Below are 14,033 nucleotides of genomic sequence, written 5' to 3'. Positions count from 1 at the left end.
AATCACTTGGCCAATCGCTCGGCCGCTTTGCGGTAAACCTGGTCCCGCTCACGTTTATCCACGGCGATCACGAACACCACGACTTCCTGGTCGATGACCTGATAGATCATTCGATAGCCACTGCTGCGCAGCTTGATCTTGTAGCAGTCCGCAAATCCATGCAGACGGTTAGCTTCGACCCTCGGGTTGAGTAACACGGTTGCCAGCTTCTTCTTGAGTTGTTGCCGAATGGTGTCGCCGAGCTTCTGCCATTCCTTGAGTGCGCGCGCATCGAAATCGAGGTTATAGGTCATCCAGCGTTACCCTTATCCTCTGCGGCGCGGCCAGGCGTTCGCGTACCGTGGCGAGCAGTGCTTCGTCCTCTTCGGTCAGCAACACGGGCTTGAACGGCAGTTGCCCGCGCTCAGCGACGTATTGCAGTGCCTGGCGCATCAGCTCGGAAGGGGTTACACCCAGTTTTTCCAGCTCACGGTAGGCGCGGACCTTGAGTTCGTCGTCGATACGCACATTGATGGACGCCATGCTTGCAGTCTCTTTGTAATGACAGTGGTCTGTACAATGAGCCAAAGCAGTCTGTTGGGCAAGGGTGGCAACGAGATTACCGACAGGCGTATTACTCGTTGAACTCCGGAGCGACGTCGGGCTGCCGGGAGGGCGATTTCGAGGTGGCCGTTTCGAACCACACCGGCCACGAACTGCGATGCCGGCTCTCCACTTGCACGCAAGGAATCAACCGCTCGCGTAACACCTCGGTCCTGCCCACGCTCACCGCCAGCCGATACTTGGCACTGTGCACGCACTCCCGGTCGCCAAACTCGCAACGGTCCAGGCTCGTGCCGCCGCATGGCCCGTTCGCCAGGCCTTTGGGGCAGGTCTCGGGGCAGATGTAGAGCGTGTCCTCCAGCCGGCAGCTGCCGCAGGTGTCGCAGCCCACCATCGGGCGCTTGATGCTCCGTTCCATTTGATGCAGCCACTGCGCTGCCGTGGCGTTGGCCCAAAGTGGTCGGGTCACGGCCCAGCCAAAGGCCTTGCTCAGGGCCGTGGTGCGGCTGAACAGCTGATGATGCATCGCCGAAAACAGGTGGTAGCGGGCCTTTTCCTTGTTCGATGCAGTGATCTGCCGCTGCCCGAGGCGCCAGGCGTGCCCCGGTGGGTGGAAGGTCACCGGCGCCAGGTCGGGTTCCTGCCAGGCGGCTTGCCAAGCCGGGGCCCAATCTTCCAGTGAGGTGAACTGCGGCTGCAGCGCGTCGATGGCCTGCTCCAGCGCTTCGAACTGCGCCACCTCATGGATGCCGGACAGGTGCACGCCGGCATAGCCCTTCAACTTCAGGCCGATTACCTGCAACGCCAGGCGATGGTTGGCGCGCTCCTTGGCGTAGGCCTTGGACACCGCCGTCTCGGCGGCGAGCAGTGCGCGCATCGACGGCGTGACGGTCACCCCGGCGACATGCTCGAGCATCCCGGCGCGGCCTTCGGTCAGCGCCATGATGCAGGCCATCAGCGGTTTGGGGCGAGGCTGGCGCTGCATCCAGTCGTAGGCTTCCTGGTGTTTCGCGAAGTCGAAACCGAGTTGCAGGATGAACAGGTCGGCGCCGGCGGCGAGTTTCTTTTCGGCCTTGCAGTATTGCGCGCCGCCTTCGGCTTCCTGGTACTTGAACGGGTTGAGCGCGGCGGCCAGCAGCCAGTGGGGGCGGGCCTGGCGGACGGTCTGCAGGGCGGCGACGGATTCCAGGTAGCGCACCGGCCGTTCGCCCGGGTTGTGGCCGGGCAGGCGGTCGCCGGTGAGCAGCAGGAGCTGGTCGAGGCCGGCGGCGTCCATGCGTTGCAGTTGGGCGAGCAGGTCGCGGCGCTCGCGGTCCTTGCCGGAGAAGTGCAGCAGGGCCGGGACGGGGTTCGCGAGGCTGCCGAAGGCCTCCAACGGTGACATGTCCAGGGCGCTGCCGACGCGGTCGCCGATGGCCACGGTCAGCGGCCAGCCGCACAGCCGGGTGCGGGCCATGAGGGTTTGGAGGGTGGCGAAACGCTCGGCGCTGGGCTTGGGGACGAATTCCAGGATGCAGGCGAAGGCGTTGGCGTCCAGGGTCGTTTTCAGCAGGCTCATGGGGTGCGGGCTACCGGAGTGGGGCAGGGTGGCAGTGTGCGGCAGATTGGTGGGTGGGGCATGTCTGATTGCGCGGGGGAGTGTGCTGGTTGAGACATTCACCGGGCTCTTGTAGGAGCGGCTTTAGCCGCGATGCAGGCGACGCGGTGCCTGTTACCCGCTTCGCGGGTGATCGCGGCTGAAGCCGCTCCTACAGGGGTCTTCGTCTGACCACCGATCATGAACAGATCTTGAGTTCATCTCAAATTTTATGAGTTTGTCTCACCTTGCCCCAGCGCCCAGAATCCCCTCATTCACTTTTAAGGATCGAGGGACGACAACATGGCACTGGCACACAACCTGGGGTTTCCGCGCATCGGCCGCGACCGTGAGCTGAAGAAAGCCCAGGAGGCCTTCTGGAAGGGCGAGCTGGACGAAGCCGGCCTGCGTGCCGTGGGCCGTGGCCTGCGCGCCGCGCACTGGCAGGTGCAGAAGGCGGCCGGCATCGAGCTGCTGCCGGTGGGCGACTTCGCCTGGTACGACCAGGTGCTCACCCACTCGCTGACGTTCGGTGTGGTCCCGGAGCGCTTCCGTGCCAAGGACGGTGCCAAACCGACCCTGCAAACCTTGTTCGCCATGGCCCGGGGCGTCAGTGACAGCTGCTGCGGTGGCGCCCACGCCCAGGAAATGACCAAGTGGTTCGACACCAACTACCACTACCTGGTCCCCGAATTCTGCGCCGACCAGCAGTTCGCCCTGAGCTGGGAGCAGCTGTTCGAAGAGGTCGAGGAAGCCAAGGCCCTGGGCCATGCGGTCAAGCCAGTGGTGATCGGCCCGCTGACCTACCTGTGGCTGGGCAAGACCAAGGGCGCCGACTTCGACAAGCTGGAACTGCTCGACCGCTTGCTGCCGCTGTATGACCAGATCCTCAACCGCCTGGCCGGCCAGGGGGTGGAGTGGGTGCAGATCGACGAGCCGATCCTCGCCCTCGACCTGCCGCAGGACTGGAAGAACGCCTACGAGCGCGTCTACAACATCCTCCAGCGCGCACCGCTGAAAAAGCTGATCGCCACCTACTTCGGCGGCCTGGAAGACAACCTCGGCCTTGCCGCCAACCTGCCGGTCGATGGCCTGCATATCGACCTGGTGCGTGCCCCGGACCAGTACCCGACCATCCTCGACCGCCTGCCGGCCTACAAGGTGCTGTCGCTGGGCGTGGTCAACGGCCGCAACGTCTGGCGCTGCGACCTGGAGAAGGCGCTGGACGTGCTGCGCCATGCCCACGAGCGCCTGGGCGATCGCCTGTGGGTGGCGCCGTCGTGTTCGCTGCTGCACAGCCCGGTGGACCTGGATCGTGAAGACAAGCTCGATGACGAGCTGAAGAGCTGGCTGGCCTTTGCCGTGCAGAAGTGCCAGGAAGTGGCGCTGCTGGCCAAGGCGGTCAATCAACCTGAGGCCGACGATGTGCTCGCCGCACTGGCGCAGAGCCGTGCCGTGCAACACAGGCGCGCTACCTCGCCACGCATTCACAAACCTGCGGTGCAGGCCCGTGTTGCCGCGATCAAGCCGGCAGACAGCCAGCGTGCATCGGCCTTCGAGCAGCGTATCGCCAAGCAGCGTGCCGGTCTGGACCTGCCGGCGTTTCCGACCACCACCATCGGTTCGTTCCCGCAAACCTCGGCGATCCGTCTGGCGCGTCAGTCGTTCAAGCAGGGCAAGCTGACGGAAGCGGACTACGTCGAGGCGATGCACAGTGAGATCCGCCATGCGGTGGAGATCCAGGAGAACCTGGGCCTGGACGTTTTGGTGCACGGCGAGGCTGAGCGCAACGACATGGTCGAGTACTTCGCCGAGCAACTGGACGGCTATGTGTTCACCCGCTTCGGTTGGGTGCAGAGCTACGGTTCGCGCTGCGTGAAGCCGGCGGTGATCTTCGGTGACCTGAGCCGTCCGAAGCCGATGACCGTGGAGTGGATCACCTATGCCCAGGGCCTGACCCGCAAGGTGATGAAGGGCATGCTGACGGGCCCGGTGACCATGCTGATGTGGTCCTTCCCGCGCGAGGACGTGAGCCGCGAAGTGCAGGCCCGCCAGCTGGCGCTGGCAATCCGCGACGAGGTGGTGGACCTGGAAGCGGCGGGCATCAAGATCGTGCAGATCGACGAGGCCGCTTTCCGCGAGGGGCTGCCGCTGCGCCGCAGTGCCTGGCCGCATTACCTGGAATGGGCGACCGAGGCGTTTCGCCTGTGCGCCTCGGGCGTGCGTGATGAAACGCAGATCCACACCCACATGTGCTACAGCGAGTTCAATGACGTGATCGAGTCGATCGCGGCGATGGATGCCGATGTGATCACCATCGAGACCTCGCGCTCGGACATGGAGCTGCTGGAGGCCTTCGAGCGCTTCGCCTACCCGAACGAGATCGGGCCTGGCGTTTACGACATCCACTCGCCACGGGTGCCGGCCAAGGAGGAGATGGTCAAGCTGCTGCGCAAGGCGGCCCAGCGGATTCCGGCCGAGCGGTTGTGGGTCAATCCGGATTGCGGCTTGAAGACCCGCGCTTGGCCGGAGACCGAGGCGGCGTTGGTGAACATGGTGGCGGCGGCCCGCGAGTTGCGCGCAACGGTTTGAAAGCGTTTGGGGGCGCTTTGCGCCCCTTTCGCGGCTCAAGGCCGCTCCTACAGGGGATCGCGGTCGACTGTAGGAGCGGCCTTGAGCCGCGAAAGGGCTGCATGGCAGCCCCGGGATCGTTCAGGCACCATCGAACTTTCGACTGTGATCAGAGCGTACGGCCATGAAATCCATCCACCTCAGCCTCATCTGCCACGCCCGCACCGAGGCACAACGGGTGGGGCGCTTTGCCCTCGACGACGATCCGCTGCGCGATCTGCCGTCTCCTCTCATCGAACGATCCACTACCGCCTGCTGCCTCACCGCGCCGGAGCTACGTGCCCGGCAAACGGCAGAGAGCGTGGCCGCGACCATCGACGAAGGCCTGCGCGACTGCGACCTGGGTACCTGGAAAGGCAAGCCGCTCAAGCAACTGGACGAGCGTGAGCTCCAGGCGTGGCTCACTGACCCGCAGGCCGCCCCCCATGGTGGCGAATCGATTGCCGCCCTGTGCCAGCGTGTCGCCCGTTGGATGGACAGCGCCCTGGGCGAGGGTGAATGGATCGCGGTCACCCACCCCTTCGTCATCCGCGCCGCGATGCTGCATGCGCTGGGCGCGCCTTTCGCGTCGTTCCATCGCATCGACGTGCCGCCGCTGGCGCGTGTGCGCTTGAGCCATTACGGCCAATGGCGGCTGCAACTGGGCTGAGGACTGTGCACCGGCTGCTATTGCTGGGGCCGCTTCGCAGCCCATTCGCGACACAAGGCCGCTCCCACAGGTACAGCACCACCCTCAAGCGCGCTGCTGCACCTGTGGGAGCGGCCTTGTGTCGCGAAAGGGGCGCGGAGCGGCCCCATGGCATGCCTAACGCCGAACCAGCGCCGGCACGGCGCGGACATAGATCAACTCGCTCACCAACTCCACCAGCGTCTGGGTGATCACCGCCGCCGCCGCCAATGCGCGGACCGACTCGGGCAGCGCCAACGCCAGCGGCAGCACCACCAGCGAATTGCGCGTGGCGGCGCTGAAGGTCACGGCCCGTGCTTCGCCTGTGGACAACTTGAACAGCCGCGCCGCCAGCAAACCGAGCACCGGCGCCAACAGCGCGAAGCCGACATACACCGGCACCACCGGCAGCAGGTCGTCCAGGCGGCTGGCCACCACGCCGATCTGCGAGCCGATCACCGCGATCAGCACCAGCGCCATGGCCGGCACCGGCAGCCAGGCCCAGGCGTCGTTCCACTTCGCGACCAGCGCCGAGCGCCGCGCGCCGGCACTGGTGGCGACGGCCAGCAGCAGTGGCAGCACGATCAGCAGCACGAAGGCCTCGATGAAGGGCGCCACGGAGATTTCCACGCTGCTGGCGCCTCCGATCATCAGCGCCAGGTACAACGGCAGCAACGCCAGTTGCACCAGCAGCAGCACCGGCGTGGCGGCGAGGGTCATGCGCGAGTCGCCCTTGCCGATATGGGTGAACACCACCACGTAGTCGATGCACGGCGTCAGCAGCACCAACAGGGCTCCGACCAGCACGGCGGGATGCTCGACCAGCCCGCGAGTCCCGGCCCACACCAGCAGCGGCACCAGCACGAAATTGGCCAGCAGCAGCGCGCCCATGAAGCGTCGGTTGCCCAGGCCCGCGCGCAGGTCGAGGAACGGGATCTGCAGGAACATCGCATACATCAGCACGGCGATGGCCGGGGTCACCAGCGCCTCCAGCGGTTGGGCAACGCCCGGCGCGAGCAGGCCGATGGCGGCGGCGAGCGCCACGGCGATGAAGTAGAGGGGGATCTGATTGCGTTCGAGTTGATCTCTGTCCACGAGTGGCCTGGTTTTTTCGACTGAATTGCTAGGCGGGGCAGGGTACTATCTGGCGCAGTCCATAGGGAGTGATTCGATGCGAATTCTAGTGGTGGGTGCGAGCAAGGGATTGGGTAAGGCACTGGTCGAGGGCCTGGGTGACGCAGGCGATACGCTGATCGGCGTGTCGCGTACCCGGCCGGCGTCGTTGCCGGGCACGGTGCACTGGATCGAGGCTGACCTCGGCCAGCCGCGCCAGGCCGCGACAGTCATCCATGAGGCAGTGGCCAGCGGCGGGCTGGATGCGCTGGTGTACAACGTCGGCATCTGGGAAGAGCGGGCTTTCGAGGAAGGCTACAGCTTCCTCGACGATGACGAGGGGCAGATCGAGCACATGGTCGCCACCAACATCACCGCGCCGCTGCTGTTGATCAAGCGCCTGCTGCCGGTGCTGCTCAAGAGCGAGCGGCCACGGATCATCCTCACCGGCTCCACGTCGGGCCTGCCTGGCAGTGGCCGGCCTGAAGTCACCTTCGGCGCCAGCAAGTTTGGTCTGCGTGGCATTGCCGAGACACTGCGCGAAGGCTTCCGCGACCAGGGCCTTGGCGTGAGCTGCCTGAACCTTGGCTACCTGAATACCGAAGACGGGCTGGACGTGCCGCTGGCGCAGGCCGAGCAGCGGGGCGAGGGTTCGTTGATCCCGCTGCATGATGTGGTGCAGGTGTGCCGGATGATGCTGAGCCTGTCGTCGGCCAGCTACGTGCGCGACATCACCCTGCCTGCGCTGCGGGATGAGCGCTTCTGACATGCCCTGACGGCGGTGGCGCTGCGGGTGGCCCATTCGCCGGCAAGGCCGGCTCTTACAGGTATCGTGTAGACCCCCCGTAGGAGCCGGCTTGCGGCGAACCGGATCAGCCGCGCTCGATCGCCAGCGCCACGCCCTGGCCGCCGCCGATGCACAGGGTTGCCAGGCCTTTCTTGGCATCACGCTTGATCATCTCGTGCAGCAAGGTCACCAGCACCCGGCACCCCGAGGCGCCGATGGGGTGGCCCAGGGCGATCGCGCCGCCGTTGACGTTGACCTTCGCGGCATCCCATTCCAGCTGCTTGCCCACGGCCAGTGCCTGGGCGGCGAAGGCTTCGTTGGCTTCGATCAGGTCCAGCTCGCCCAACTGCCAGCCGGCCTTGGCCAGGCAGCGCTGGGTGGCCGACACCGGGCCGATGCCCATGATCGCCGGGTCTACGCCTGCGCTGGCGTAGGCGGCGATCTTCGCCAATACCGGCAGGCCCAGGGCCTTGGCCTTGCCGGCGCTCATCAGCAGCACCGCGGCGGCGCCGTCGTTGAGGCTGGAGGCGTTGCCGGCGGTGACGCTGCCGTCTTTCTTGAAGGCGGCACGCAGCTTGCCGAGGGATTCGGCGCTGGTGCCGGGGCGGGGTTGCTCGTCGGTGTCGAACACCAGCGGCTCGCCTTTCTTCTGCGGGATGTGGATCGGGGTGATCTCGTCCTTGAAGCGCCCGGCCTCGATGGCGGCCACGGCCTTGCGCTGCGACTCGGCGGCGAAGGCGTCCTGCTGCTCGCGGGTGAGGCTGTATTTTTCCACCAGGTTCTCGGCGGTGATGCCCATGTGGTAGTCGTTGAAGGCATCCCACAGGCCGTCGGTGATCATGCTGTCGATCAGCTGACCGTGGCCCATGCGCTGGCCGGTGCGCGCCGAGGGCATCACGTAGGGCGCCAGGCTCATGCTTTCCTGGCCACCGGCGATCACCACTTCGGCGTCGCCGCAGCGGATGGCCTGGGCGGCCAGGTGCAGGGCCTTGAGGCCCGAGCCGCAGACCTTGTTCAGGGTCAGGGCCGGGACTTCGTAGGGCAGGCCGGCCTTCACGGCGGCCTGGCGGGCGGGGTTCTGGCCGGCGCCGGCGGTGAGCACCTGGCCGAGGATCACTTCGTCGACCTGGGCCGGGTCCAGCTGGGCCTGGGCCAGCAGCTGGCGGATCACGGCAGCGCCCAGCTCGACGGCGGACACGTTGGCCAGGGCCCCCTGGAAGCTGCCGATGGCAGTACGGGTGGCGGCGACGATGACGACTTCGTTCATTGTTGTTCTCCGGGATACGAGCGTGATCGCCACAGCATCCATGGGCGCCGCTTATTTGGGAAGTTTGTTTTTCTTTGCCATTGATCCGAATTTCAAATGAATGGGTGGTGTTGGCGAGGGGCAACTAAGCTTGCTGGCAGCCGTTCACCAGCAAGGCCGGCCTCTCTCCCCAACCCGCAAGGAATCCCGATCATGCGCCAATCCCTGATCCTCCCGATCCTGCTGCTCGCCAGTACCGCGGCCTTTGCCGCCGAACCGAAGTGCACCAGCGCCGACAAGGCCACCTGGCAGGACGCCGACCAGTTCCAGGCCAAGCTCAAGGACGAGGGCTACAAGATCAGCAAGTTCAAGGTCACCAAGGGCAACTGCTACGAGATCTACGGCTTCGACAAGGACGGGCGCAAGGTCGAGATCTACCACGACCCGGTGAGCGGCAAGGCGGTCAAGAGCGAGATCCATAAATGACCGCCAGCGTGCGGCTGTGGGACCCGTTGCTGCGGGTGTGCCACTGGTCGCTCGCTGGGGTGTTCTTCGCCGACTATTTTTTCAACGAGGTGGGTGACGACTGGCACCAGTGGCTGGGCTACTACGCCTGCGCGTGCCTGCTGTTGCGCGTGCTGTGGGGCTTCGTCGGGCCGCGCAGCGCGCGCTGGGCGGATTTCTGGCCGACGCCGGCGCGGCTGATGACTCATGGCCGGGCGCTGTGGCGTGGCGAGCGTTATCACCGCCTGGGGCATACACCGATCGGCGCGCTGGTGATGGTGCTGATGATGCTGGGCATCGCCAGCCTGGGCGTGACGGGCTGGATGATGCTGGAGGTGGATGCGTTCTGGGGCGCCGAATGGCTGGATACCCTGCATAGCTGGCTGGCCGATGGCGTGCTGGCGCTGGTCTGTGTGCACCTGCTGGCGGCGCTGGTGGAGAGTGTGCGGTTGCGCGAGAACCTGCCGTTGTCGATGGTGACGGGGCGGCGGCGGTCCGATGAGCCCTGAATCGGCCCATCGGGGGCAAGCCCAGGGGCCTCTGCAGGAGCGGCTTTAGCCGCGATGCAGGCGACGCGGTGTCGGGTACCCGCTTCGCGGGTGATCGCGGCTAAAGCCGCTCCTACAGGGCATGCGTAAATCCCGAACACCCTGCAAGACAGTTGCTCTCATGACGTGGGAGCGGGCTTGCCCCGCGATGATCGTATCTACACCGCCGGGCACTGGTTGGTCACGCAGTGAATCCCGCCACCTCCGGCCGCGATGGCATCGATGTCCAGCTGCACTACATCCCGCCCCGGATACAGCTGCTCCAGCAACGCTCGGGCTTTCTCGTCGGCACTGCGATCGCCGAACTGCGGCGCGATCACCGCGCCATTGATCACGAAGTAGTTGATGTACCCCGCGGCGAAGTCCGGGTTGCCCTTGCTGAACTTGCTGTTGCGCGGCTTCAGCGGCGGCGACATCGTGTGGATCTCCAGCTTGCGCCCATCGGCATCGGTGGCGCTGCGCAGGATCTCCAGGTGCTCGCGGGTCACATCGTGGTCGTAGGAGTCCGGGTCGTTGTCCAGGTTCGCCACCACCACGCCGGGTGCCGCGAAGCGTGCGTAGAAGTCCACGTGGGCGTCGGTGATGTCCTTGCCCTTGATGCCCGGCAGCCAGATGATCTTGCGCAGCCCCAGCCGCTCCTTCAGTTCCTCCTCGACCTGGGCCTTGCTCCAGCCGGGGTTGCGGTTGCTATTGATCCAGCTGCTCTCGGTCATGATCCCGGTGCCATGGCCATCCACCTCGATACCGCCACCTTCGCCGACCAGCGCGCTGCGCAGGTACCCGCCACCGGCCAGCTTGGCGACACGGGCGGCGAGCTTGGCGTCCTGGCGATGCTGCTGCTTGCCGCCCCAGCCGTTGAAGTTGAAGTCCACCGCCGCCAGCTCGCCATCGTCGTCGACCACGAAGTTGGCGCCGATATCGCGCATCCAGATGTCGTCCAGTTCGGTCTCGACGTAGGTGATGTTGTGGCTGCCGCACTCCTCCTCGGCGATATCGCGCTCGCTGGCGCGGCAGAACACCGTCACCGGCTGGTATATGGCGATGGCGCGGGCGATGCGCCCGAGCGCGGCCTGGACGTCTTCGGTAAAGTCTTCCCAGATGGCGTCCTGGGCGCCGAAGGCGATGTAGGCGCGGGCGTGCTTTTCACCTTCGTCGGGCATGAACCAGCGGCCCGCCTCGGCGGCGCGGGCGCTGTTGCTGGCGAACGGCAGGCCGAAGCTGGCGGCGGCGCCGAGGCCGGCGACGACGCTCAGGTGTTGGAGGAAGGTGCGGCGTGTTGGCATGGGGTCAGTCCTGTGCGGTCTTGAAACGGGTCCAGACGCGCATGCGCGCACGCATGTCGGCCTGGGGGATATCCTTGCCCGGGATCAGCCGGGTGTAGGTGGCATCGCCGAGGTAGATGTCCGGGTTGTCACGCAGGCGCGCGTCCACCAGGGGGCGGGCCTTGGCGCTGGCGGTGGGGTAGCCGGTGAAGTTGCTGATCGCGGCCATGTTCTCCGGGCGCATGACGAAGTTGATGAAACGATAGGCGTACTCCGGGTGCTTGGCGTCGGCGGGGATGGCCATGGTGTCCATCCACACCGTGGTGCCTTCACGGGGCACGCGGTACTGGAAGTCGATGGCCTTGCCCGCGGCCTCGGCGGTGCGTTGGGCCTGGATCACGTCGCCGCTGTAGCCCAGCGACAGGCAGGTGTTGCCGTTGACCAGCTCGGTGACCGGCTGCGATTGCAGCTTGCGCACGTAGGGGCGGATGCCCTTGAGCAGCTCGCTGGCGGCGGCCAGGTCCTCACGCTTGGCGCTGCGCGGTTCGCGGCCCAGGTAGTGGAGCACCACGGCCAGCACCTCGTCGGGCGAGTCGATGATCGAGATGCCGCAGTCGGCGAACTTGGCCGCCAGCTCCGGCTTGAACAGCAGGTCGAGGCTGTCCAGCGGGGCGTCGGGCATGCGTTCGCGGATCTTCTTCGCATCCATGGTCAGGCCGATGGTGCCCCAGGTGTAGGGCACGGTGGCCTGGCTGGCCTTGGGGTAGCGGTCGTGCAACTGGCGCAGGCCGGGCTCGATGTCGTCGAGCGCGGTCAGTTGCTTGCGGTCCAGGGGTTGCAGGCTGCCGGCGCGCATCAGCCGTTCGGCCACGGTGTCGCCGGGGAACACCAGGTCGTAGCCGCTGCGCCCGGACATCAGCTTGGCCTCGAGCACCTCGCTGCCGTCCATGACGTCGTAGATCACCGGGATGCCGGTTTCGGCGGTGAAGCGCTTGAGGGTGTCCTCGGCAAAGTAGTCGGCCCAGTTGTACAGGCGCAGGGCTTCCTGCTCGGCCTGGGCAACGCCGGCGCAGGCCACCAGGGCGGCGATGGCGAGCAGTTTCGATGGACGGCTTGGCATGGCTCAGGCCCTCGCGGTCTGTGGGGTGCGGCCGTCCAGCGTGAGCAGCGGCGCGTACATGCTGGGGCGGCGGTCGCGGTAGATGCCCCAGGCCAGGCGGTCCTCGCGCATGCGTTCCAGGTCCAGGTCGTGCAGCCAGACGCCGCTGCTGTCGCGGTCGGCCTCTTGCAGCATCGCGCCCTTGTGGTCGCAGATGAACGACGAGCCGTAGAAACGCATCGCCAGGTTGTCGTCCGTGCGCGCCACTTCGTGACCGACGCGGTTGGCCGCGACCACCGGCAGCAGGTTGGCGGCGGCGTGGCCGCGCATGGCCATCTGCCAATGGTCGCGCGAATCCAGTTCGGCGGCACCTGGCTCGGAGCCGATGGCGGTGGGGAACAGCAGCACCTCGGCGCCCATCAGGGCCAGGCAGCGGGCGGTCTCGGGGAACCACTGGTCCCAGCAGATGCCGATGCCCAGGCGGCCGAAGGCGGTGTCCCAGACCTTGAAACCGGTGTCGCCGGGGCTGAAGTACTCCTTCTCCTGGTAGCCGATGGCATTGGGGATGTGGGTCTTGCGATAAACGCCCAGCAGGCTGCCGTCGGCGTCGGCCACGGTCAGCGAGTTGAAGAAGGCGTTGCCGGCGCGTTCGTACCAGCTCAGCGGCAGCACCACGCCCAACTCCTTGGCCAGGGCGGCGAAGCGCTTGAGCAGTGGGCTGTCGTGGTAGTCCTGAGCCAGGGCCTGGTGGCTGTGGCACTGCTCGATGCAGAAGTACGGGGTGGCGAACAGCTCTTGCAGCAGGATCACCTGGGCGCCCTGGGCGGCGGCCCGGCGCACCAGTTGCTCGGCGCGCTCGAGGTTGGCGGCCAGGTCCCAGCTGCAGGCCATCTGCGTGGTGGCGATGCGCAGGGTGCTCATGGGCGCGCTCCCTGCCAGGCCGGCTGCTGCTGGGTGATGCAGTGGATGCCGCCGCCGCCGTGGGCGATGTGGTCGATGCGCACCGGCACGACTTCGCGGCCGGGGAAGGCCAGGGCCAGTTGCTGCGCGGCGGCCTGGTCGGCGTCGATGCCGTAGGCGGGCATGATCACGGCGCCGTTGGCCAGGTAGAAGTTGGTGTATGAGGCGCAGAACACTTCCGCGTTCGGGTCGACGGCGGCGCTGGCTTCGTACAGGTCGAGCAGTTCGAACGAGCGGCCCTGGGCATCGGTGGCCAGTTCCAGGGCGCGGCGGTTCTCACGGGCCACCTCGGCGTATACCGAACCCTGGTCGTGGGTGGCATCCACCAGCAGCACGCCGGGGCGGGCGAAGGCGCACACGCCATCGACATGGCCGTCGGTCATGTCGCCGGTGACGTACTGCGGGTCGCCCGGCAGCCAGATGGTCTTGCGGATGCCCAGCAGGCGGGCGAAGCAGTCCTCGAACTCGGCCTTGCTCAGGCCCGGGTTGCGGTTGGGGTTGAGCAGCACCGACTCGGTGGTGATCAGCGTGCCTTCGCCGTCCACGTGGATGGCGCCGCCTTCGTTGCACAGCGGGGTGCTCAGGCCCTCGAAACCGAGCTGGTCGAGGATGCGCCGGGCCAGGCTGCGGTCCTTGCCGTGCTCGGACTTGCCGCCCCAGGCATTGAAGCGCCAGCTCAGGCCGGCCACGCCGTGTTGCGGGTGGGTCAGGAAGGTCGGGCCGCTGTCGCGGCACCAGCTGTCGTCAACGGCCAGTTCGATCAGTTCGACACCAGGGCCGCACAGTTCGCGAGCGATGGCGATGGCCGAGGGATCGACCACCATCTTCACCGGCTCGAAGCGGGCGATGGTGGCGGCGACACGGGCATAGTCGCGCTGCACGTCGGCCAGGGTCACGCCCCAGCCCGATTCCCACAGCGCTTGGTTGTGAGGCCAGATCATCCAGGTGGCGGCGTGGCGGGCCCATTCGGCGGGCATGCGCCAGCCGCTGTCGAGGGACAGGGTCATAGTGAACTCCGATCTATTAGGGATTTTTATCAACGAAGCCCGCCGTCGCGGGTGTTGGTGTCCATGCTATGGCTAGGAAGCCGGGCCGAC

At 66.5% G+C, this 14,033-nt stretch carries 14 protein-coding genes; 5 read left to right on the top strand and 9 right to left on the bottom strand.

Going from position 1 to position 14,033, the window contains the following annotated elements; all coding sequences use genetic code 11:
• Positions 1 to 2 precede the first annotated feature (2 nt).
• The 3 genes from JYG34_RS21965 to JYG34_RS21955 form a co-directional block, all read right to left on the bottom strand.
• A complete protein-coding gene (locus JYG34_RS21965) occupies positions 3 to 293 on the bottom strand; it encodes a type II toxin-antitoxin system RelE family toxin (protein ID WP_213658317.1) in 291 nt (96 codons plus the stop codon).
• Positions 283 to 522, bottom strand: a complete 240-nt coding sequence (locus tag JYG34_RS21960; RefSeq protein ID WP_213658316.1) for a type II toxin-antitoxin system RelB/DinJ family antitoxin — start codon at positions 520 to 522, stop codon at positions 283 to 285. The genes JYG34_RS21965 and JYG34_RS21960 overlap by 11 nt, the downstream gene beginning before the upstream one ends.
• Positions 523 to 613: 91 nt before the next feature.
• Positions 614 to 2,101 carry a methylenetetrahydrofolate reductase C-terminal domain-containing protein gene (locus JYG34_RS21955; protein ID WP_213658315.1) on the bottom strand — a complete coding sequence of 496 codons (1,488 nt, stop codon included), beginning with the start codon at positions 2,099 to 2,101 and terminating at the stop codon, positions 614 to 616.
• 321 nt (positions 2,102 to 2,422) lie between these two features.
• Between JYG34_RS21955 and metE the strand changes: the two genes are divergently transcribed.
• Positions 2,423 to 4,711 (top strand): 5-methyltetrahydropteroyltriglutamate--homocysteine S-methyltransferase, encoded by a 2,289-nt coding sequence (gene metE, locus JYG34_RS21950; RefSeq protein ID WP_213658314.1) that lies wholly within the window; start codon positions 2,423 to 2,425, stop codon positions 4,709 to 4,711.
• 163 nt (positions 4,712 to 4,874) lie between these two features.
• Positions 4,875 to 5,399, top strand: coding sequence for a histidine phosphatase family protein (locus JYG34_RS21945; RefSeq protein WP_213658313.1), 525 nt, complete (start codon positions 4,875 to 4,877; stop codon positions 5,397 to 5,399).
• 156 nt (positions 5,400 to 5,555) lie between these two features.
• On the opposite strand, the gene JYG34_RS21940 is transcribed toward JYG34_RS21945, so the two are convergent.
• On the bottom strand, positions 5,556 to 6,512 hold the full coding sequence (locus JYG34_RS21940) for an arsenic resistance protein (protein WP_213658312.1): 957 nt from the start codon (positions 6,510 to 6,512) through the stop codon (positions 5,556 to 5,558).
• A gap of 76 nt (positions 6,513 to 6,588) precedes the next feature.
• Here JYG34_RS21940 and JYG34_RS21935 point away from each other — a divergent pair, with 76 nt between their 5' ends.
• Positions 6,589 to 7,296: an SDR family oxidoreductase gene (locus JYG34_RS21935; RefSeq protein ID WP_213658311.1), complete on the top strand. Its 708-nt coding sequence runs from the start codon at positions 6,589 to 6,591 to the stop codon at positions 7,294 to 7,296.
• A 106-nt stretch (positions 7,297 to 7,402) separates the two neighbouring features.
• On the opposite strand, the gene JYG34_RS21930 is transcribed toward JYG34_RS21935, so the two are convergent.
• Positions 7,403 to 8,584, bottom strand: a complete 1,182-nt coding sequence (locus tag JYG34_RS21930; RefSeq protein WP_213658310.1) for an acetyl-CoA C-acetyltransferase — start codon at positions 8,582 to 8,584, stop codon at positions 7,403 to 7,405.
• Between the two features lie 192 nt (positions 8,585 to 8,776).
• Between JYG34_RS21930 and JYG34_RS21925 the strand changes: the two genes are divergently transcribed.
• Together JYG34_RS21925 and JYG34_RS21920 are read left to right on the top strand one after the other, a co-directional pair.
• On the top strand, positions 8,777 to 9,049 hold the full coding sequence (locus JYG34_RS21925; protein WP_213658309.1) for a PepSY domain-containing protein: 273 nt from the start codon (positions 8,777 to 8,779) through the stop codon (positions 9,047 to 9,049).
• Entirely contained in the window at positions 9,046 to 9,576 is a 531-nt protein-coding gene (locus JYG34_RS21920) for a cytochrome b/b6 domain-containing protein (RefSeq protein ID WP_213658308.1), read from the top strand. The genes JYG34_RS21925 and JYG34_RS21920 overlap by 4 nt, the downstream gene beginning before the upstream one ends.
• A gap of 197 nt (positions 9,577 to 9,773) precedes the next feature.
• On the opposite strand, the gene JYG34_RS21915 is transcribed toward JYG34_RS21920, so the two are convergent.
• Genes JYG34_RS21915 through JYG34_RS21900 form a run of 4 tightly spaced genes read right to left on the bottom strand, consistent with a single transcriptional unit; the run spans position 9,774 to position 13,943 of the window.
• Positions 9,774 to 10,898: an agmatine deiminase family protein gene (locus JYG34_RS21915; protein ID WP_213658307.1), complete on the bottom strand. Its 1,125-nt coding sequence runs from the start codon at positions 10,896 to 10,898 to the stop codon at positions 9,774 to 9,776.
• A gap of 4 nt (positions 10,899 to 10,902) precedes the next feature.
• A complete protein-coding gene (locus JYG34_RS21910; protein WP_213658306.1) occupies positions 10,903 to 11,997 on the bottom strand; it encodes an extracellular solute-binding protein in 1,095 nt (364 codons plus the stop codon).
• A 3-nt stretch (positions 11,998 to 12,000) separates the two neighbouring features.
• Entirely contained in the window at positions 12,001 to 12,897 is an 897-nt protein-coding gene (aguB, locus tag JYG34_RS21905; protein WP_213658305.1) for an N-carbamoylputrescine amidase, read from the bottom strand.
• Entirely contained in the window at positions 12,894 to 13,943 is a 1,050-nt protein-coding gene (locus JYG34_RS21900; protein WP_213658304.1) for an agmatine deiminase family protein, read from the bottom strand. Before JYG34_RS21900 ends, aguB begins: the two co-directional genes overlap by 4 nt.
• Positions 13,944 to 14,033 lie beyond the last annotated feature (90 nt).

Origin of the sequence: Pseudomonas entomophila (assembly GCF_018417595.1) — a bacterium.
GTDB classification, from domain to species: domain Bacteria; phylum Pseudomonadota; class Gammaproteobacteria; order Pseudomonadales; family Pseudomonadaceae; genus Aquipseudomonas; species Aquipseudomonas entomophila_C.
The sequence above is the reverse complement of the archived record's forward strand: the minus strand, read 5'-3'. Positions and strand labels throughout refer to the sequence as shown.

Bases quoted from the DNA above. Each gene is read 5' to 3' on its own strand.
- JYG34_RS21965 (WP_213658317.1), bottom strand. From the start codon at position 293: ATGACCTATAACCTCGATTTCGATGCGCGCGCACTCAAGGAATGGCAG.
- JYG34_RS21915 (WP_213658307.1), bottom strand. From the start codon at position 10,898: ATGCCAACACGCCGCACCTTCCTCCAACACCTGAGCGTCGTCGCCGGC.
- JYG34_RS21945 (WP_213658313.1), top strand. From the start codon at position 4,875: ATGAAATCCATCCACCTCAGCCTCATCTGCCACGCCCGCACCGAGGCA.
- JYG34_RS21910 (WP_213658306.1), bottom strand. From the start codon at position 11,997: ATGCCAAGCCGTCCATCGAAACTGCTCGCCATCGCCGCCCTGGTGGCC.
- JYG34_RS21955 (WP_213658315.1), bottom strand. From the start codon at position 2,101: ATGAGCCTGCTGAAAACGACCCTGGACGCCAACGCCTTCGCCTGCATC.
- JYG34_RS21935 (WP_213658311.1), top strand. From the start codon at position 6,589: ATGCGAATTCTAGTGGTGGGTGCGAGCAAGGGATTGGGTAAGGCACTG.
- aguB (WP_213658305.1), bottom strand. From the start codon at position 12,897: ATGAGCACCCTGCGCATCGCCACCACGCAGATGGCCTGCAGCTGGGAC.
- JYG34_RS21960 (WP_213658316.1), bottom strand. From the start codon at position 522: ATGGCGTCCATCAATGTGCGTATCGACGACGAACTCAAGGTCCGCGCC.
- JYG34_RS21925 (WP_213658309.1), top strand. From the start codon at position 8,777: ATGCGCCAATCCCTGATCCTCCCGATCCTGCTGCTCGCCAGTACCGCG.
- JYG34_RS21920 (WP_213658308.1), top strand. From the start codon at position 9,046: ATGACCGCCAGCGTGCGGCTGTGGGACCCGTTGCTGCGGGTGTGCCAC.
- JYG34_RS21930 (WP_213658310.1), bottom strand. From the start codon at position 8,584: ATGAACGAAGTCGTCATCGTCGCCGCCACCCGTACTGCCATCGGCAGC.
- metE (WP_213658314.1), top strand. From the start codon at position 2,423: ATGGCACTGGCACACAACCTGGGGTTTCCGCGCATCGGCCGCGACCGT.
- JYG34_RS21900 (WP_213658304.1), bottom strand. From the start codon at position 13,943: ATGACCCTGTCCCTCGACAGCGGCTGGCGCATGCCCGCCGAATGGGCC.